This window comes from Pseudomonas sp. A2 (genome assembly GCF_023100865.1).
Lineage (GTDB): Bacteria > Pseudomonadota > Gammaproteobacteria > Pseudomonadales > Pseudomonadaceae > Aquipseudomonas > Aquipseudomonas asiatica.
The window spans coordinates 4,072,525-4,091,668 of record NZ_CP039127.1; the positions used below are offsets into that span (position 1 = coordinate 4,072,525).

17 protein-coding genes are annotated in these 19,144 nt (G+C 64.8%); 6 read left to right on the forward strand and 11 right to left on the reverse strand.

Annotation, left to right across the window (positions count from 1 at the left end):
- Positions 1-3: 3 nt before the first annotated feature.
- From kdpB to E5221_RS18945, 10 genes are all read right to left on the reverse strand, one after another.
- Positions 4-2,058 carry a potassium-transporting ATPase subunit KdpB gene (gene kdpB / locus E5221_RS18900; protein WP_247846238.1) on the reverse strand — a complete coding sequence of 685 codons (2,055 nt, stop codon included), beginning with the start codon at positions 2,056-2,058 and terminating at the stop codon, positions 4-6.
- Positions 2,059-2,067: 9 nt separating this feature from the next.
- Complete coding sequence (kdpA, locus tag E5221_RS18905; protein WP_247846239.1) at positions 2,068-3,762, reverse strand: potassium-transporting ATPase subunit KdpA; 1,695 nt, start codon at positions 3,760-3,762, stop codon at positions 2,068-2,070.
- Between the two features lie 9 nt (positions 3,763-3,771).
- Positions 3,772-3,861, reverse strand: coding sequence for a K(+)-transporting ATPase subunit F (gene kdpF, locus E5221_RS18910; protein WP_003251485.1), 90 nt, complete (start codon positions 3,859-3,861; stop codon positions 3,772-3,774).
- A gap of 239 nt (positions 3,862-4,100) precedes the next feature.
- Positions 4,101-5,153 carry an AI-2E family transporter gene (locus E5221_RS18915; RefSeq protein WP_015271080.1) on the reverse strand — a complete coding sequence of 351 codons (1,053 nt, stop codon included), beginning with the start codon at positions 5,151-5,153 and terminating at the stop codon, positions 4,101-4,103.
- 12 nt (positions 5,154-5,165) lie between these two features.
- Complete coding sequence (locus E5221_RS18920; RefSeq protein ID WP_023661209.1) at positions 5,166-5,960, reverse strand: DUF4892 domain-containing protein; 795 nt, start codon at positions 5,958-5,960, stop codon at positions 5,166-5,168.
- A gap of 109 nt (positions 5,961-6,069) precedes the next feature.
- Positions 6,070-6,924: an alpha/beta hydrolase gene (locus tag E5221_RS18925; RefSeq protein ID WP_039613085.1), complete on the reverse strand. Its 855-nt coding sequence runs from the start codon at positions 6,922-6,924 to the stop codon at positions 6,070-6,072.
- Entirely contained in the window at positions 6,921-7,709 is a 789-nt protein-coding gene (locus tag E5221_RS18930; protein ID WP_039613084.1) for an alpha/beta hydrolase, read from the reverse strand. Before E5221_RS18930 ends, E5221_RS18925 begins: the two co-directional genes overlap by 4 nt.
- Positions 7,710-7,944: 235 nt before the next feature.
- A complete protein-coding gene (gene sixA / locus E5221_RS18935; RefSeq protein WP_015271084.1) occupies positions 7,945-8,403 on the reverse strand; it encodes a phosphohistidine phosphatase SixA in 459 nt (152 codons plus the stop codon).
- On the reverse strand, positions 8,400-8,747 hold the full coding sequence (locus E5221_RS18940) for a DUF4389 domain-containing protein (RefSeq protein ID WP_039613082.1): 348 nt from the start codon (positions 8,745-8,747) through the stop codon (positions 8,400-8,402). The genes sixA and E5221_RS18940 overlap by 4 nt, the downstream gene beginning before the upstream one ends.
- Before the next feature lie 36 nt (positions 8,748-8,783).
- Complete coding sequence (locus E5221_RS18945; RefSeq protein WP_061551090.1) at positions 8,784-9,809, reverse strand: NAD(P)H-dependent glycerol-3-phosphate dehydrogenase; 1,026 nt, start codon at positions 9,807-9,809, stop codon at positions 8,784-8,786.
- 221 nt (positions 9,810-10,030) lie between these two features.
- On the opposite strand from E5221_RS18945, the gene E5221_RS18950 reads away from it, so the two are divergent.
- The 5 genes from E5221_RS18950 to fabB all read left to right on the forward strand — a co-directional run bounded on the left by E5221_RS18950 (position 10,031) and on the right by fabB (position 16,951).
- Positions 10,031-12,178, forward strand: a complete 2,148-nt coding sequence (locus E5221_RS18950) for a TonB-dependent receptor (protein WP_247846240.1) — start codon at positions 10,031-10,033, stop codon at positions 12,176-12,178.
- Positions 12,178-13,068 carry an ABC transporter substrate-binding protein gene (locus E5221_RS18955; protein WP_039613081.1) on the forward strand — a complete coding sequence of 297 codons (891 nt, stop codon included), beginning with the start codon at positions 12,178-12,180 and terminating at the stop codon, positions 13,066-13,068. The genes E5221_RS18950 and E5221_RS18955 overlap by 1 nt, the downstream gene beginning before the upstream one ends.
- Complete coding sequence (locus tag E5221_RS18960; protein ID WP_247846241.1) at positions 13,065-14,996, forward strand: ATP-binding protein; 1,932 nt, start codon at positions 13,065-13,067, stop codon at positions 14,994-14,996. Before E5221_RS18955 ends, E5221_RS18960 begins: the two co-directional genes overlap by 4 nt.
- A gap of 207 nt (positions 14,997-15,203) precedes the next feature.
- Positions 15,204-15,719, forward strand: coding sequence for a 3-hydroxyacyl-[acyl-carrier-protein] dehydratase FabA (gene fabA / locus E5221_RS18965; RefSeq protein ID WP_003251509.1), 516 nt, complete (start codon positions 15,204-15,206; stop codon positions 15,717-15,719).
- A gap of 11 nt (positions 15,720-15,730) precedes the next feature.
- Positions 15,731-16,951, forward strand: coding sequence for a beta-ketoacyl-ACP synthase I (gene fabB / locus E5221_RS18970; RefSeq protein ID WP_013973429.1), 1,221 nt, complete (start codon positions 15,731-15,733; stop codon positions 16,949-16,951).
- Positions 16,952-17,127: 176 nt separating this feature from the next.
- Here the strand turns inward: fabB and E5221_RS18975 are convergent, their stop codons facing one another.
- Positions 17,128-18,129, reverse strand: a complete 1,002-nt coding sequence (locus E5221_RS18975; protein WP_247846242.1) for an amidohydrolase family protein — start codon at positions 18,127-18,129, stop codon at positions 17,128-17,130.
- Between the two features lie 117 nt (positions 18,130-18,246).
- On the opposite strand from E5221_RS18975, the gene E5221_RS18980 reads away from it, so the two are divergent.
- A complete protein-coding gene (locus E5221_RS18980; protein ID WP_039613078.1) occupies positions 18,247-19,110 on the forward strand; it encodes a pirin family protein in 864 nt (287 codons plus the stop codon).
- Positions 19,111-19,144 lie beyond the last annotated feature (34 nt).

A 19,144-nucleotide genomic window follows, 5' to 3' on the forward strand; every position in this document is an offset into this window, starting at 1 on the left:
TCCTCAGACCAGGTGCAGGGCATTGAGCAGCAGGTCGATCAGCTTGATCCCGGCAAACGGCACGACAATGCCGCCCAACCCGTAGATCAGCAGGTTGCGCCGCAGCAGGTGCGCCGCACTGGCCGCCTGCACCCGCACGCCGCGCAGCGCCAGCGGGATCAGCACGATGATGATCAGCGCGTTGAATACGATGGCCGACAGAATCGCACTCTGCGGGCTGGCCAGGTGCATCAGGTTGAGCACGCCCAGCTGCGGGTAGATGGCGGCGAACAGCGCCGGGAGGATGGCGAAGTACTTGGCCACATCGTTGGCGATGGAGAAGGTGGTCAGCGCGCCGCGGGTCACCAGCAGCTCCTTGCCGACCTGCACCACATCCAGCAACTTGGTCGGGTCGCTATCCAGGTCGACCATGTTGGCCGCCTCGCGCGCGGCCTGGGTGCCGTCGTTCATGGCCATGCCCACGTCAGCCTGGGCCAGTGCCGGGGCGTCGTTGGCGCCATCGCCGCACATGGCCACCAGGCGGCCGTCGTTCTGCTCCTGGCGGATGCGCGCCAGCTTCTTCTCTGGCGTGGCCTCGGCCAGCACGTCATCCACGCCGGCCTCGGCAGCGATGGCGGCGGCGGTCAGCGGGTTGTCGCCGGTCACCATCACCGTGCGGATGCCGAGCTTGCGCAGCTCGGCAAAGCGCTCGCGAATGCCGGGTTTGACCACATCCTTGAGGTGGATCAGGCCAAGCAGGCGCTTGTCCAGGCACACCAGCAGCGGTGTACCGCCGCTCTGGGCAATACGCTCCACTTCACGGGCCAGTGCCGGTGGCATTTCCAGGCGTTGCATGCCGACGAACGCCAGTACGGCATCGACAGCGCCCTTGCGGTAGCGGTGTTGCTGGAAGTCGATCCCCGACAGGCGCGTCTCGGCGCTGAAAGCCACGGCCTCGAACTGGCCGGCGGACGGTTCGACAAAATCATGCAGTTGGCGCAGATACTCGACGATCGACTTGCCCTCGGCGGTGTCGTCCGCCAGCGAGGCCAGCAAGGCGCCCTCCCCCAGCTCGCGGGCAGTGATGCCCGGTGCCGCGTGCAGCGCACTGCAGCGGCGGTTGCCGAAGGTAATGGTGCCAGTCTTGTCGAGCATCAGCGTATGCACGTCACCGGCCGCCTCCACCGCCCGGCCCGAGCGGGCGATGACGTTCAGCCGCACCAGCCGGTCCATGCCGGCAATGCCGATGGCCGACAGCAGGCCGCCGATGGTGGTGGGGATCAGCGTTACCAGTAATGCGGCGAGAAAGATCAGCGGCAGGCTGCCACCGACAAAGTGGGCGAACGGCTGCAGGGTCACCACCACGATCAGGAAGATCAGGGTCAGGCCGATCAGCAGGATGTCGAGGGCGATCTCGTTGGGCGTCTTCTGCCGCTTGGCGCCCTCGACCAGGGCAATCATGCGGTCGAGGGTCGATTCGCCCGGGTTGCTGGTGATGCGGATCAACAACCAGTCTGAGACCAGCCGGGTATTGCCGGTCACCGCTGAGCGATCGCCGCCGGACTCGCGGATCACCGGCGCGGACTCGCCGGTAATGGCGGCCTCGTTGACCGCAGCGATACCTTCAAGCACCTCGCCGTCACCGGGAATCATTTCACCAGCTACCACGCGCACCACATCGTCCTTGCGCAGCGCGCTGGCCGCTACGGTTTCGTAGCTGCCATCACGCTTGCGACGCTGGGCGGTAAGCCCTTGGCTGCCAGCCTTGAGGCTGTCGGCGCGGGCCTTGCCACGGCCTTCGGCCAGGGCCTCGGCAAAGTTGGCGAACAGCACGGTGAACCACAGCCACAGGGCGATCTGCACGGCCACACCGGTGCTCACACCGCTGCCGGGAGCGAAACACAGGACGGTTGTCAGTACCGCAGTCAGGGCGACCACCAGCATCACCGGCGAGCGCTTGAGTTGGCGCGGGTCGAGCTTGACGAATGCCTGCACCAGCGCCGGGCGCCACAATGCGGCGAAACGGGTCTGATCCTTGGCACTTTGCCGGGCTTTTACTTCAGCAATGGGCATGTTCATGGTCGGTCCTCAAAAACCCAGACTCAAATGTTCGGCGATCGGCCCAAGGGCCAGGGTCGGCAGGAAGGTCAGGCCACCGACCAGCAGGATGGTGACCAGCAGCAGGCCGGTGAACAGCGGGCCATGGGTGGGGAAGCTGTTAAGCCCCTGGGGCGCGCTTTTCTTCGCCGCCAGGCTGCCAGCCAGCGCCAGTACCGGCAGGATGTAGCCGAAGCGGCCGATGAGCATGGCCAGGCCGATCATCAGGTTGTGGTACACCGTGTTGGCACCAAAGCCGGCAAAGGCCGAGCCGTTGTTGGCCGTGCCCGAGGTGTAGGCATACAGCAGCTGGCTGAAGCCATGCGCACCCGGATTGCTGACTGCACCTGCCGGGCCTGGCAGACTGGCGGCAATGGCGCCGAGCACCAACACGCCGACCGGCATCACCAGCAGGGTCGCCACCAGCAACTGCACCTCGCGGGCCTGCAGTTTCTTGCCCAGGTATTCCGGGGTGCGGCCGATCATCAGCCCGGCCAGGAACACCGCGATCAGCACGAACAGCAGCATGCCGTAAAGCCCTGCACCGACGCCGCCGAAGATCACCTCACCGACCATCATGTTGACCGTCGCCACCATGCCGGTCAGCGGGTTGAGGCTGTCGTGCATGGCATTGACCGAACCGTTGGAGGCAGAGGTGGTAGTCACTGTCCACAGCACCGAACCGGTGGTGCCGAAGCGGGTTTCCTTGCCCTCCATCGGGGCGCTTTGCTGTACCTGCGCGCTCTCGAGGGCCGGGTTGGGCTGGTACTCGGACCACAACGCCGTGCTGCCGCCGATCAGGAACAGCGCAAGCATGCAGGCGAGGATGGCGCGGCTCTGGCGCAGGTCCTTCACGTAGTGGCCAAAGGTGAACACCAGCGCCACCGGAATGAGGATGATCGAAGCCACCTCGAACAGGTTGCTCCAGGCCGTGGGGTTTTCGAACGGGTGCGCCGAGTTGACTCCGAAGAAGCCACCGCCATTGGTACCCAGTTGCTTGATGGCGATCTGGCTGGCGGCCGGGCCCAGCGGGATGGTCTGCTCGGTGCCTTGCAGGGTGACCGCGTGGGCGTAGTCGGCCAAGGTTTGCGGTACGCCCTGCCATACCAGCAGCAACGCCAGCAGCAGGCACAGCGGCAGCAAGCCGTAAAGGGTGGCGCGGGTCATGTCGACCCAGAAGTTGCCTAGCGTCGTGGCGCTGCGCCGTGCGATGCCGCGGCACAGGGCGACCAGCACGGCCAGGCCGGTGGCGGCGCTGACGAAGTTCTGCACGGTAAGGCCGAGCATCTGGCTCAGGTAGCTGACCGACGCTTCACCGCTGTAGGCCTGCCAGTTGGTGTTGGTTACGAAGCTGATCGCGGTGTTGAACGCCAGCGACCATTCCTGGCCGGGCAGATGCTGCGGGTTGAATGGCAGGTAGCCCTGCAACAGCAGCACGGCGAACAGCAGCAGGAACCCGGCCAGGTTGAAGGCCAGCAGGGCCAGGGTGTACTGCTGCCAGTTCTGTTCCTGGCTGGCGCGCACGCCCGCCAGCCGGTAGCAGGCTTGCTCGACCGAGCCCAGCACGGGCGACAGCCAGGTGCGCTGGCCTTCCATGACCTTGAAGTAGAACCGCCCGAGCCAGGGTGCCGGTAGCAGCACGATGGCGAAAAATGCCAACAGCAAGGCGAAATCGTAACTGTGCATGGCCGCTCCCTAGCTGCGATCGGCGCGCAGCAGCGCCACCAGCAGATAAAACGCCAATGCCACTGCCAGCAGCAGTGACAGCCCGTCGAGCATGTTCATGTGTGGTTCTCCCCGTGGTGCGGCTTGAGCCGCTTTGGGGAAATTGTCCGAGCGAGGGGCGTAAAGGGGCGAGACTGGGAGGTGGGGATGGCGATAAAGAAGGCGTAAAGATCGGGAGTTGAGGTTGCCTGAACCGGCCTCTTCGCGGGTAAACCCGCTCCTACAGGGACCGCACCGCTCTCCCGGGCTGTAGAGATCCTTGTGGGCGCGGATTCACCCGCGAAGAGGCCAGTACAGGTTTACTGCTGAGGCGGCTGCGGGACGGCGTTGCGGCTCCAGTCCAGCAGCAGGCTGTAGCCGACCGCCAGCAAGGTCGGCCCGATGAACAGGCCAATGAAGCCAAAGGCGATCAGGCCGCCGAACACGCCCAGAAGCACGATCACCAACGGCAGGTTGCCGCCACGGCTGATCAGGTACGGTTTGAGTACGTTGTCCACGCCACTGATAATAAAGGTGCCCCAGGCTCCCAGGAACACCGCCATGCCGTATTCGCCTTTCCATACCAGCCAGCCGGTGGCCGGAATCCATGCCAGTGGCGGGCCCATGGGAATCAGGCTGAGCATGAAGGTCACCAGGCCCAGCACAATGGCCCCGGGCACACCGGCAATCAGGAAGCCGATCAATGCAAGCACGCCCTGCGCGGCGGCTGTACCGATCACCCCATTGACCACCCGCTGCACCGTACCGGCGACCAGCTCCAGGTAGTACTCGGCACGGTCGCCCATCAGACGGTGCAGCAAGCGCAGGACGAACGCCGACAAGCGCGGCCCGTCGCGGTAGAAGAAGAACACGAACACCAGGCTAAGGGTCAGTTCCAGCACGCCGCTGCCGATCTGCGCGCTGCGCGCCAGCAACCAGTTGCCCACCTGCCCCAGGTGCGGCTTGACCGAGGCCAGCAAGGCCGCGCCCTGCTGGTCCAGCGATTGCCACCAGCTGACCAGGCGCTCGCCAACCACCGGGATGCCACCCAGCCACGCCGGAGCATCGGGCAGGCCGTCCACCTGCACGTCACGCACGAACGCCGTCGCATCGCGAATGTGGTCGGCCAGGTTGAACCCCAGCCACACCAGCGGCAGCGCCACGATCAGGATCCAGGCAGTGGTCAGCAGGCTTGCCGCCAGGGTTTCGCGCCCGCCCAGCGCACGCGTCAGCAAGCGCATCAAGGGCCAGCTGGCAAAGGCCAGGATGGCTCCCCACAACAGCGCTGAAATGAAAGGTGCCATTACCCACAGGCCGGCACCCAGCAGCGCCAGCAGCAGAATCTGGACCAGCAAGCGGTCATTGTTAGCCATGGTGGTGCCCGTTCAACGGATCAGTTCAAGGTGCAGGCCGTCGGTAGGTGCACTACCGACTTCGAGGCGGCCATTGCGCACGCCCGCCTTGACCAGCGCCTCGCGCCAGGCTTCAGCCTGGGCCCCACTGAGGCTGGCACGCAGGGTGCTGTCGAGGTTCAGGCTGCGGGCCAGCAGGTTCGCCCAGGCGTCTTGCGGCGCGGCCAGGTCAGGGTAGTCGAGCTTGCCGGTGTCGCGCATTTCGCGCAGCACCGTGGCGGCGGTCGGCAGCAGTTCGCCCAGCGGGCTGCCGGCGACGAACTCTTCCACGTGCAGGTAGGCGCGGCGGTTGCCGCGGGTGACGCTGTACAGTGCGACGAGGGTGTCGGCCTGCTCCGCCGAGCGGCGCAGAAGGATGAACGCCTGCTGTTCGTCGCCGCCGTTGAGGCGGGCATTGCCGAACACATCATTGGCCCACAGGCTGGCCTCGCCGCAATCGCGGCCCTGGCACCAGAACAGCGGGTAGCCGCCGTCGCGCTGCAGTGCTTCGCGAGCGCTGGTGAAGGCTTCGCGAGCAGTACGCTCGACCGGCAGTTCGTAGGTTACCGAGCTGACCTGGCCACGGCTTTCGACCTTGTCCTCGACCCGCAGGCGGCCGCTGATCTTGCGCAGCGGGCCCATGGGGTAGACGCGCTCCTGCTCCACGGCCGGGCGCTGGTCGACCACCTTGGCGTCCACCGGTACCGGCAGGCTGCCGGCCCACAAAACGGGGCTGGCGAACACCAGGCAGGCAGCGAAGGCATTACGGATGGCAACAGGCGCGCTCATTGGCGAACCAGACGGCGCTCAGCGCCGAGATGAAGCTCCAGGATGTCTGGCAGTTGCATGGTTGTCTCCCTGTTCAACCCGCCAAGCCTCGACACTTGTCCGATGCAAGTCAAGCAAAGCCAAAGAAGCGATTGAAACAGTCTGCGACAAGGGCCGCGCCCTGCTCATCGTTCAGGTGCAGGTGATGGCCACCGGGCAGCGTCACCTGCTCAAAGGGTAGCTGCTCCAGCAACCCGGTGTGGCGCGCCAGCATGCCGTCGGCGGCCACGACCAGGCGCGTCGGGCAACTCACCCGGTGCACATAGGCCATGGCCTGGGCCTCGCTCAGGCGCACTGGCGAAGGCAGGGTCAGGCGGCTGTCGCTGCGCCAGCTGTAACCGCCGGGCACCGGCATCAGGCCGCGCTGGGCCAGAAGCTCGGCCGCCTCACGGCTGACCGCGACCATGCCTTTCATGCGTGCCTGTACGCCCTGCTCCAGTGTGGTGTATACCGACTTGCGCTTGGCATCCAGGCGCAACTGGGCCTGCAGTGCCATGCCCAGCCGCTCACCGGCATCCTGCTCGGCGCCGGTCGGCGGGATGACGCCGTCGATCAGGGCCAGATGGCTGACCCGTTCCGGCAGCGCGCCAGCCAGTTGCACCGAAATGATTGCCCCCAGCGAATGGCCCAGCAGGGCAAAACGTTGCCAACCCAGCTGTTCGGCCACCCGCAGCACGTCATGGGCGTAGTCGGCCAGGGCATAACCGGCGCCGAGCGGCCGGTGCTCGGAATAACCATGCCCGGCCAGGTCCAGGGCGACGATGCGCAGGCCTTTCAGCTGCGGCGCCAGGCGGGCGAAGCTGTTGGCGTTGTCCAGCCAGCCATGCAGGGCGATTACCGGCAGCCCATCCTCGGGGCCGAACAGGTGCGCCGCCAGTTCGATATGGCCCAGGCTCAGGCGGATCTCCTCAACCTGCGCGCTCATGCCTGGCTCCAGCGGTCGAACAGGCCCTTGATCAGGCTGGCGGTGTCGGTTGGTCGCTCAAGCGGGAACATGTGCCCACCCGGCACGCTGTGGTATTCGCCCCTGGGCATGCCACGCACGGCCAGCGTGTGGTGGCGGCGAATGACGTTGCTGCGCTCGCCGCGGACCATGGCCAGCGGCACCTGCAATTGCCGCGCGGGCGCAGGGCTGGTATGCGGGATGCTGCGGTAGATGCTGATTTCCGTGGCCGGGTCGAAGCGCAACTGCAGCCCCTGCTCCATCGCCTGCAGGCCGTGCTCTATGTAGGCATCGAGGCATTCGGGATCGAAATGGCGGAACAGTGACTTGCCGGCGAAATAGTCCCGGGCACTGTCGCGGTCATTGAAGGTTTCGCGGCGCCCCAGGGTGCGGCCAGCCGGGGTGATACGGTCAATGAAGCCGAAGCGCTTGGCGGTGCGCAGCAGCCACTGGTCGGCGCGGGTGAGCACCGGCGAGTCGAGCATCACCACGCCGCGGTAGTACTCGGGGCAGCGCAAGGCTGCGTGCAGGTGCAACACCCCGCCCAGCGAATGGCCGACGCCCCATACCGGCTGGCCCTGCCGGGCCAGGTGGTGCAGCAATTCATCGACCAGGCTCTGCCAGTTGTCGTCCACCGGAAAGCGCGGATCGTGGCCGTGCTGGGCCAGGTGCTGCACCTGGTAGTCCGGTGCCAGGGCGGCGAACAGCTTGCCGTAGGTGGCCGACGGAAAACCGTTGGCATGGGCGAAGAAGATCTGCTGCGACATGGCGCCGGGTCCGGATGCGAGATGATGGCCCATTGTCGGTATCGCGGGGCGGTTCGGCAACGTCCGGAAAGGTCATCGGCGAGGGCTATCAGGTCAGGCTTGCGGACGCGGGCGCTCCCTGTAGGAGCAGCCTTGTGCTGCGAAGAGGCCATAACTGCCGGAGAAGAGCTATTGCCCTACTGGCCTCTTCGCAGCACAAGGCTGCTCCTACAGGAAACCGAGATAGCCTGAGAGCTCAGGCCGGCGAGTTGATCGCCCGAAGGGTCATCAACCCAGCCAGCGGCCAGTCCCCTTCCAGCTCCGCCAGGCTTGCAGTGCTCATGCCCGCCGGTTGCTGCTGGTGGCCATGCTGCAACGCCCCTACCAAGGTACCCACCAGCGGCTGGTGGCTGACCAGCAGCACATGCTCCAGGCCCAGGCGCTCGATTTCGCCGATAACCTGCTGCACATCACTGTCAGGCGTCAGCCAGGGCACGGTGCGCACCGGTTCGGCGAAGCCGAGGGTGTCATGCACCAGGGCAGCCGTTTGCTGGGCGCGTACGTAAGGGCTGGCGATGATCGCCTGCAGCGGCTGGCCCAGCAGGCGGGCGGCGCTATGCAGCACCTGTTCGCGACCATGGGCGGTCAGCCGGCGCTCGGCATCGCTGTTGGCCCGCGGCTCCGCTTCGCCGTGGCGCAGAACCCACAGCTTCACAGCTTGGGCTCCTCGTCACGCACCGGGTGCGAGGCCGGGGCCACCGCATGCGGCGCCTCGCCTTCCGGGGCACGCGGTGCCGGCCAGTCGGCGAATGGCCAGGGCTTCTGGTCGCTGTGGAAGCTGCCGAAGCGGCCGATCTGCGCCAGGTACTGGCTCAGACTGTCGCCGAAGTTCATCAGGCTGGCGCTGGGGGCGCCGTACACCAGGCGGTAGATCAGTTGTACCAGCACCAGGCCACCGAGCAGCAGCTCGGCCAGCTGCCAGACCACCAGGAACACCAGCATCCACAGGGCCCGCAGGATGATCGACTCGCGCTGGGCGCGTTCGGGCGTATCGTTCATGTGTTGCTCCTTGCTGTTGTCAGAGCCGCTGAAGGCTCAGTTGAAACCGCTGATGGAAATGAAATCGACATCGGTCTTCGGCTCGGCACGCATCAGGTGCTCGATCACCTGGTTCAGCGTGCGGCCTTCGAACAGGATGGCATGCAGGCCTGCCACCAGCGGCATGTATACCTGCACTTCCTGCGCCTTGGCCTTGAGCACCTTGAGGGTGTTGACGCCTTCGGCCACTTCGCCCAGGCGGCTGACCGCCTGCTCCAGGCTCAGGCCCTGGCCCAGCGCGTGGCCGACCTGGTAGTTGCGGCTCTTTGGCGAGGAGCAGGTGACGATCAGGTCACCGACACCGGCCAGGCCAAGGAAGGTCATGGGGTTGGCACCCTGGCTGACGGCGAAGCGGGTCATCTCGGCCAGGGCGCGGGTAATCAGCATGCTCTTGGTGTTCTCGCCCATGCCCAGGGCCACCGCCATGCCAGCGATGATGGCGTAGACGTTCTTCAGCGCCCCGCCCAGCTCGACGCCAAAGCGGTCGGCACTGGCGTAGACGCGGAAGGTACGCCCATGCAGCACGGCCTGCACCTGCTGGCACAGTTTTTCATCCTCGCTGGCGACCACCGTGGCGGTCAGCGCATGTTCGGCGATTTCACGGGCCAGGTTGGGGCCGGACAGCACGCCGATGCGCGCCTCGGGGGCGATTTCCTCGAGGATCTGGCTCATCAGCTTGAAGCTTTGCGCTTCGATGCCCTTGGTCAGGCTGACCAGGCCCTTGCCGCGCAGCAACTCGGCATGCGGAGCCAGCACGCTACGCAAGGCGCTCGATGGCAGGGCGACGAAAATCAGCTCGCTGGCCTGCAGTGTGGCCAGCAGGTCACAGACCGGCTCGACGCCGTCGTGCAAGCGGATGCCCTTGAGGTAGCGCGGATTCTCGCGATTGACGCGCATGGCCTCGGCCTGTTCCGGGTCGCGCATCCATTGGCGCACCGGCACACCGTTTTCTGCCAGCAGGTTCGCCACGGCGGTGCCGAAGCTGCCGCCTCCCAGAACTGCAACAGGTTGCTGTTCAGTCATATCCAATCCGTTAAAGCCAAAAGTTAAGTGGCGACCCGGCCATTATACGGCTCGCCTGCTACAGAACCAGTGTCAGTACCGGCCCTTTCGCGGGCTCGCCCGCTCCCACAGGGGATAGCGCAGTCCTTCAGAGCGGCGCCGCACCTGTGGGAGCGGGCGTGCCCGCGAAAGGGCTCGACAGGTAGAGCAGATCACTGGCAAAACCCCCACGGTCGGTTACCATGCCTGTTTCAATCCTGATACAAGGCCGCTTTGTGTTCCCTGGCACGCCCTCGTACCCGCGCCTGCTCATACTGACTGCCCTGCTCGGCGGCCCGGCCGTGGCCGATGACCTGTTCATCGACAACACGGACCTGCCGCAGGTTCTGACCGCCACGCGCCTGAAACAATCCCCCGCCGCAGTCCCGGGCAGCATGACCGTGCTCGACAGCGAGCTGATCCGGGCCAGCGGTGCCCGTGACATCCCCGAGCTGCTGCGCCTGGTGCCGGGAATGATGGTGGGCTACAACGCCGGCAACCAACCCACGGTCAACTACCACGGCAGCAACGTCAACGATGCCCGACGCATGCAGGTGCTCATCGATGGCCGTTCGGTGTACCGCGCCGGCCTGGCCACGGTGGACTGGAGCGACATCCCGCTGGCCATGGAGGATATCGAGCGCATCGAGGTGTTCCGCGGCCCCAACACGGTCAGCTATGGCGCCAACGCGCTGATGGCTGTGGTCAACATCCTTACCCGCAACCCTGCCGACAGCCATGGCACGCGGTTGAAGATGACCCGTGGCCAGGATGGTATCAACGATTTCTACGCCAGCCACGGCTTCGGCTGGGAGGGTGGCGACATGCGCCTGTCGCTGTCAGGCCAGCAGGACGATGGCTTCGACGAGAACCAGTTCGGCCAGGACTACCGCGACAGCCGCCGGCTGACCCGCTTCAATATCAACGCCAGTCACAGCCTGGCACACGACCAGACCCTGGAATGGCAACTTGCGGCGAAGGAAGGCAGCAACCAGCGGCCTTATACCTACCAGCCGGTGTTCGCCAAATACGAAGCCGGTAACAACGCTGACGTCAGTGCCAAGGACTACGCCGGCTCATTGCGCTGGAACAAGGACTTCAGTTCTGAGCACAGCCTGTATATCCAAGGCTCTGCCCAGCATTTCGACCGTCAGCAGGTGTGGCGCGCCTGTGACGCTTTGCAGTCGTTCAGCCCGGAATTGACCCAGCTCTGGCAAATGAACCCCGATTTCGCCGAAAAAGTGGCGCGCGGCATTGCTACCGGCGCTCCACTTTCGACCAACGATCCTGTCATGAGAGGGCTTTTGGAGAAGGTCCAGCAGCAATGGGCGAACGGTGGCAAGCAGCAGGTCTGCGGCGACGTCGACCAGAGCACCCGCGAAACCCGCTACGACCTGGAAATCCAGGACACCCTGAGCCTGACCGACAGCCTGCGCCTGCTCAGTGGCATGAACTACCGCTATGATCGTGCCGACTCGCAGACCTACTTCAATGGCAGCATCGACGACCAGACCTGGCGCCTGTTCGGCCAACTGGAGTGGCGCGCCGACGAACACTGGATCCTGCAGGGTGGTGCCATGTTCGAGGACTCGCGCCTGTCCGGCAGCTCGCTGACCCCACGCGTGGCGGTCAACTACCTGATCACCCCGCGCCATGGCCTGCGTGCAGTGTATTCCGAGGCAGTGCGCTCGCCAGACATGTTCGAGAACAACGTCAACTGGAGCTACTCGGTCAAGAACCTGACCCCCAACGCTTTCGGCCTGCAAAACGGCGAATACTTCGTCAAGACCCGCGGCCCGGGCGACCTCGACCAGGAACGCATGCGCTCGCGCGAACTCGGCTACAACGGCTACTTCAGCGACATCGACCTGAACATGGATGTGAAGCTGTTCTATGACGAGATCACCGGCATGATCAGCGAGCCCCTGAAGAACAACCAGTACATCGCCAGCAATGCCAACAAGGCCCGTTTCAGCGGCAGCGAGGCGCAACTGGACTGGCGCCCGACCCTGCGCGACCGCCTGCGGGTGACCTACGCCTACGTGGATGCCTGGGCCAGCAACCCCGCCGACCGCCGCCTCAGCGCGCGCAACAGTGGCTCGGCCGGGTGGATGCGCGAGTGGGGTGACGGTTGGTCGAGCGCGCTGTTCTATTACGGTGACGATGCACTCAACCAGTATCGCTACGAGCGCCTGGACCTGCGCCTGGCCAAACGTTTCCGGGTGCATGGCAGCAACCTGGAGCTTGCGGCGCTGTGGCAACAGCGCCTGGACGATGAGCCGACCACGGCGATCCAGAACCGCTACGACAGCCGCCACCGCCTGATCGTCAGCGCGGAGCTGGAGTTCTGATGGCCCTGCTGCTGCGCCTGTTGCTGTTGTGCCTGTGGCCGATAGGGCCGCTGTTCGCCAGCGAAATCCTGTTGGTAGGCGCGGAAGACCAGCCTGGCATTCGCAGTTTCGTCGCCGCGCTGGAAAGCCGCCGGCCGCACGACCATGTACATTTCCAGACCACCGCCGACCTGCCCCCCCCGGGCAAGCTCAAGGCTGACCAGCGCCTGATCCTGCTGGACAACGCCGCACTGGAATGGCGCCTCGGGGAAACTGCCGGCCCGCCGGCCCTGGCCATGAGGGTCAGCCGGGTACAGGCTGAACAGCGCCTGGGAAAGTCGCGGCCCGCGTTCCTCACGCTGCTGTGGAGCGATCCGCCGCTGGGCCGGCAGTTGCGCCTGGCGCGCTACCTGCTGCCGCAGGCCCAGCGCATTGGTGTGCTGTACGGTGAGCACAGCAGCTTTCTGCTCGAAGAGCTGCGCCACGCCGCCCGCGCGCTGGACCTGGAGATCATTGCCCAGGACTGGCCCGACCCGCGCGACAGCCGCCCTTTGCAACACTTGTTGGCCAACAGTGACGTGCTGCTGGGCTTGGACGATGCCGACCTGTACAACTCCAAGACTGCGAAAAACCTGCTGTTGAGCAGCTATGGCCGGCAGATGGCGCTGATCGGCCCGAACGCCGGGTTCGTCCGCGCCGGCGCCCTGGCCAGCACCTTCAGCGACCAGGACGATTGGCTGGCGGTGCTCGACCAGTTGCTCGACCAGCCACCGGCGCGCTGGCCACGCAGCCTGTACCCGGTACGCTTCGGCGTCAGCGGCAACCAGCAGGTGGCGCGCGCCCTGGGCCTTGAACCGATCGATCCGAACGCCGCCGCCAAGGCCCTGGCCGAAGGAGAACCCACCCCATGAGCAAGCGCCTGAGCTGGGACATTCACACCCGCACCCAGATCATCAGCCTCGGCCCTGCCCTGCTGCTGACCTTGCTGCTGATCAGCTTCTTCACCTTCGTGCGTATCCAGGACCTGCGCCAGGAACTGAACCACACCGGGCAACTGATCGCCAACCAGTTGGCGCCAGCCTCGGAATACGGGGTGATCTCGGGCAACAACGAAGTGCTCGAGGGCCTGATGCGCGCCACGCTCAGCATCCCCCACGTGCGCTTCCTCGAGGTGCAGGACAGCCGCAACCACATACTGGTTTATGTTGAGCAGTCCGACGAAAGCGCCAACCGCGCGCAGCGCGTCGAAGTGTTCCAGGCGCCCATCCGCCTGCAGCAGATCCGCCTGGACAGCGACTTCCTGCAACAGGGCAAGGCCACCAGCCCGGCCATCGGCGACGATTACCTGGGCAGGGTTATCGTCGGCATGTCCGATGACGCCTTCAGCCAGCGCCAGCAGGAAATCGTGATCAAGGCCGGTATCCTCGCGCTGTTCGCCCTGCTGTTCACTTTCCTGCTGGCGCGCCGCCTGGCCCTTAGCCTCGCCAAGCCGATCAGCGACATGGGGCACGCGGTCAAGGCCATCCAGCAGGGCGAGTACCACACCCTGTTGCCGGTGGTCGATGACAGCGAACTGGGCCATCTGGCACGCCACATCAACAACCTGGCCCATGCCCTGGCGCAGGCCAGCAATGAACAGAAGCAGGCGATTGCCGAGCTTATCCAGGCCCGCGAGGAGGCCGAACAGGCCAACCGCACCAAATCGGATTTCCTGGCGATGATGAGCCACGAACTGCGCACGCCGATGAATGGCGTACTGGGCATGCTGCAGTTGCTGGAAACCACGCAGCTGAACAGCGAGCAGGCCGAGTACACCGCGGTGGCCAGCGAATCCACCGGGCACCTGCTCAAGGTCATCAATGACATCCTTGACTTCTCGCGCATCGAACGCGCCGCGCTGCAACTGGAACACATCGACTTCAACCTGGGCGAACTGATCACCAGCAGCGTCCAGTCGTTCCAGCACAGCGCCCAACAGCGCGGCCTTGCCCTGCACCTGCAAATGCCGGCGGGTATCGAGCAGCTGCAGGTGAACGGCGACCCCACGCGCATCCGCCAGATCCTGCTGAACCTGGTCGGCAACGCGCTGAAATTCACCGAACGCGGCCAGGTTCAGGTCGAGGCGCGCTGGCAGGTGCTGGACCGCCAACTGATCTGGTTGACCTGCAGTGTGCGCGACACCGGTATCGGCATCGACAACGAACGCCTGGAAATGATGTTTGTCGCCTTCCAGCAGGCCGACAGCTCGATTTCCCGCCGCTATGGCGGCACCGGGCTGGGACTGTCGATCGCCCGCACCCTGGCCGAACGCATGGGCGGCAAGCTGCGTGGCGAAAGCCGTGAGGGCCTGGGCTCGACCTTTACCCTGGAGATGCCTCTGGCCCTGGCCAGCCCTGCCCCGCTCTCGCTGACGCAGCCAGGCGCTGCGCCACCGGCGGTGGCCGACAATGATCAGGTGCTGCTGGTAGAGGACAATCCGGTCAACCAAAGTGTCATCGAAGCCATGCTGCGTAGCCTCGGGCTGGCGGTATGCACGGCCGAGGACGGCCTGGAGGCGGTCGAACGGGTCAGCCGGCAGCGTTTTGCCGCTGTGCTGATGGACTGCCGCCTGCCGCACCTGGACGGCTATGAAGCCACCCGGCGTATCCGCCAGCTGCCCAACGGCGCCAGGTTACCGATCATCGCCCTGACCGCCAACGCCTTGCAGGGCGACCGCGAGCGTTGCATGGCGGCCGGCATGGACGACTACCTGAGCAAACCCTTGCGCCGCACCGAACTGCAGCGCGTGCTGCAGCGCTGGCTACCCGGTCAGACAACCGCGACTGGCGATAAATGCTAAAGTGCGGCAGTCTTAAACACTGGACAGGACCTTCATCGGACCTGAAAATAGACGTTTCAGTGCACACCTGTACTTCTTTCACCGGGTGCACTGTGACTTTCACCACAACGCAATAGTCTACCTGTAGGCTGCCGCCCCGAACGCGATGCGTATCGGGCCGGCCGGGAAGATTCATCCCCTGCCGCAGGGGGTTATTGAGGAGCTCGCATGACCAAACAACACGCCTTTACTCGGGAAGACCTGCTGCGCTGCAGTCGCGGTGAGCTGTTCGGCCCAGGTAATGCGCAACTGCCCGCGCCGAACATGCTGATGGTCGATCGCATCACCCATATCAGCGAAGAAGGCGGCAAGTACGGCAAAGGTGAATTGGTCGCCGAGCTGGATATCAATCCGGACCTGTGGTTCTTCGCCTGCCACTTCGAAGGCGACCCGGTAATGCCGGGCTGCCTGGGGCTTGATGCCATGTGGCAGCTGGTAGGTTTCTTCCTCGGCTGGCAGGGCCTGCCAGGCCGCGGGCGCGCCCTGGGTTCGGGCGAGGTGAAGTTCTTCGGCCAGGTACTGCCGGAAGCCAAGAAAGTCACTTACAACATTCACATCAAGCGCGTCCTGAAGGGCAAGCTGAACATGGCCATCGCCGATGGCTCGGTCAGCGTCGACGGCCGCGAGATCTACACTGCCGAAGGCCTGCGGGTCGGCGTGTTCACCTCCACTGACAATTTCTAAGGGTTATTCGCATGCGCCGCGTCGTTATCACTGGTCTGGGCATCGTATCGTGCCTGGGCAATGACAAAGCTACCGTCACCGAAAACCTGCGCAACAGCCGTCCGGGTATCCGTTACAACCCGGAATACAAGGAAATGGGGCTGCGTAGCCAGGTTTCCGGGTCCATCGACCTCAACCTCGAAGAACTGATCGACCGCAAGGTCTACCGCTTCGTCGGCCACGCTGCTGCCTATGCCTACCTGGCGATGCAAGATGCGATCAAGGACGCCGGCCTGACCGAAGAGCAGGTTTCCAACCCGCGTACCGGCCTGGTGGCTGGCTCCGGCGGCGCCTCGACCCTGAACCAGATGGAAGCGCTGGACACCCTGCGTGAGAAAGGCGTCAAGCGCGTCGGCCCGTACCGCGTTACCCGCACCATGGGCAGCACCGTTTCGGCATGCCTGGCCACCCCGTTCAAGATCAAGGGCATCAACTACTCGATCTCCTCGGCCTGCGCCACTTCGGCACATTGCATCGGCACCGCCCTGGAGCAGATCCAGTGGGGCAAGCAGGACATCGTCTTCGCCGGTGGCGGTGAAGAAGAGCACTGGAGCCAGTCGTTCCTGTTCGATGCCATGGGCGCCCTGTCGACCAAGCGCAACGAAACCCCGGAACAGGCCTCGCGCGCCTACGACGCCGACCGTGATGGCTTCGTCATCGCTGGCGGTGGCGGCATGGTGGTGGTCGAGGAGCTGGAACACGCCCTGGCCCGTGGCGCCAAGATCTACGCGGAAATCGTCGGCTACGGCGCCACTTCCGACGGCTACGACATGGTTGCCCCGAGCGGCGAAGGTGCTATCCGCTGCATGCAGCAGGCGCTGTCGACCGTCGACACTCCGATCGATTACCTGAACACCCACGGCACCTCGACCCCGGTCGGTGACGTTGCCGAGATCAAGGGCGTTCGCGCCGTGTTCGGCGACAAGGCACCGAAAATCAGCTCGACCAAGAGCCTGTCGGGCCACTCGCTGGGCGCTGCCGGCGTACACGAGGCGATCTACTGCCTGCTGATGATGGAAAACAACTTCATCGCCGGCTCCGCCAACATCGACGAGCTGGACCCGGAGGTCGCCGACCTGCCGATCCTGCGCAAGACCGAAGAAAACGCCAAGATCGACACGGTCATGAGCAACAGCTTCGGCTTCGGCGGCACCAACGCCACCCTGGTGCTCAAGCGCTGGGAAGGCAAGTAAGACGCTGCTGCGGTAAACGAAAACGCCCCGACTGGTTCGGGGCGTTTTCATTTGTGTTGCCTGTACCGGCCTCTTCGCGGGCGCGCCCGCTCCCACAGGTACAGCACCGGTTTCAAGAGCAGCGCGGCCCCTGTGGGAGCGGGTTTACCCGCGAAAGGGCCGGCACAGGCGAAATACTATTGCTTGGGCAACACATCCAGAAAATTCTCCCTGGCCACCTTATTGGCAACTTGTTCCGGCAATGCATCCAGAAACGGCCTGAACCCATGCATCTGCTCCCCAAGGCTACCAAACCGCCCCACCACATCCGAACCCAGCATGAACCGTTCCGGGAACCTCTCGACCAGTGCCAGCCACGCCTTGCGCGGTACACCCTGGTCATCCAGCAGATAGGGTTTCAGCACGCTCCACGACAAATCGACATACAGGTTCGGGTAATCCTCCAATAACCGCGTCAGCACCGGCAGCAGAAAGTCCATCTGCGTCTGGTGCCGGTGAATCTCCATGCTGCTGCCAGCGTGCGCCCAGATAAACCGCGTGTGCGGGTGATTGCGCAGCGGCTCTTCGATCTCCGCCAGGTACAGCGGGTTGCGCTCGCGCTTGGAGGTGATGTTGGAATGCAGCAGCACCGGCAGGTCGCGCTCGGCCGCCAGGTGGTAGATACGCGCCATGGCTTCGTTGTTGGCGCGCGGCGTGTCACCGCTGGTAAGAGCAGTCAGGTCATCGTGGCGGGTGAACACCTCGCCAATGCCCTGCCACAGCCCCGGATGCAGATCGAGCATGCGCTCGATATGGCTGGCGGCGTTCTTGTCCACCGGATTGAAGCCGGCCAGGAACGGATGAAAGCGCTTGCGCTGCTCGTCGGGCAGTTGCTGTAGCGCCGCCGCCACGTAGGTATCGGTGGCGCTGTACCAGTAGGCTTCGGCGTCATCCCCAGCGTAATAGCGTGGGCGCTTGGGCTCGTCTTCATGCCACTTCTTGGCCACCGGCACGCCGGAAATCATCGACTGCTCGATACCGGCAGCATCCATGGCCTTGATCAGCGCGGGCATGCCTTCGCTTTCCTGGAAGAAGTCGACGTAGTGCAGGTGGGCATCACTGTAGCGGTAGTCGCGTGCCTGCGCGGCTTGGCACAGCCAGGTGGATAACAGCACGCAGGCCAACGCTCTCACGATCATGACGAAGCTTCCTTTTCCGGGTATCAGATCTCTAGACCGGCCGGCCTGCGAGACGGTTCAGCCGGGGCGGGCAAACCGCTATGCTTGGGACATTTCCACCTTGCCTGGAGCCTTCCCATGAGCAGCCCCCTGGTCATCCGCCCACGTGCCGAATCGGTCGAGGGCCAGCCGATCCTGCGCCCGCTGCCATCGGCCCAGTGTCGCAGCGTCGGCCCGTTCGTGTTTTTCGACCACATGCTCGAAACCGACTATGCCCCGGGGCATGGCATGGACATCCGCCAGCACCCGCATATCGGCCTGTCGACCCTTACCTACCTGTTCGAAGGGGCAATCCTGCACAAGGACAGCCTCGGCTCGGCGCAGCGGGTGCTGCCGGGCGACGTCAGCTGGATGACCGCAGGCAGCGGCGTGGCCCATGTCGAGCGCACGCCTGAAGATGCCCTGGCCCATGGCTCACGCCTGCACGGGCTGCAGGTATGGCTGGCGTCGCCACGCGAGCATGAACAAGGCCCGGCAAGCTACAGCCATCACCCGGCGGCGAGCCTGCCGGTCAGCGACAGCCTGGGGGTACGCATCTGCATGATCGCCGGCAGCGGGTTCTGCCTGGAATCGCCGGTGCCAGTGCTCTCCCCTACCCTGTACGCGCATGTACAGATGCAACCGGCAACCACGCTATTGGTGCCGAACGAGCATGCGCAGCGGGCGATTTACCTGCTCGATGGTGAGCTGGTGATGAACGATGAGGATGTGGAACCGTGCAGCCTGGTGGTCCTGCCGGAGGGCGAAGAGGTGACGCTGTATGCGGAGGGTGAGTGCCAGCTGGTGCTGATTGGTGGCGCACCACTGGATGGGCCGCGGCGGATGAACTGGAACTTTGTCGCTAGTGATGTGGAGCTGATCGAACAGGCCCGGGCCAAGTGGGCTGCGGGGGATTGGCCGGTGGTGCCGGGGGAAACTTCGAGGATCGAATTGCCTAGGTGATTTTGGGGCCGCTCTGCGGCCCTTTCGCGGCACA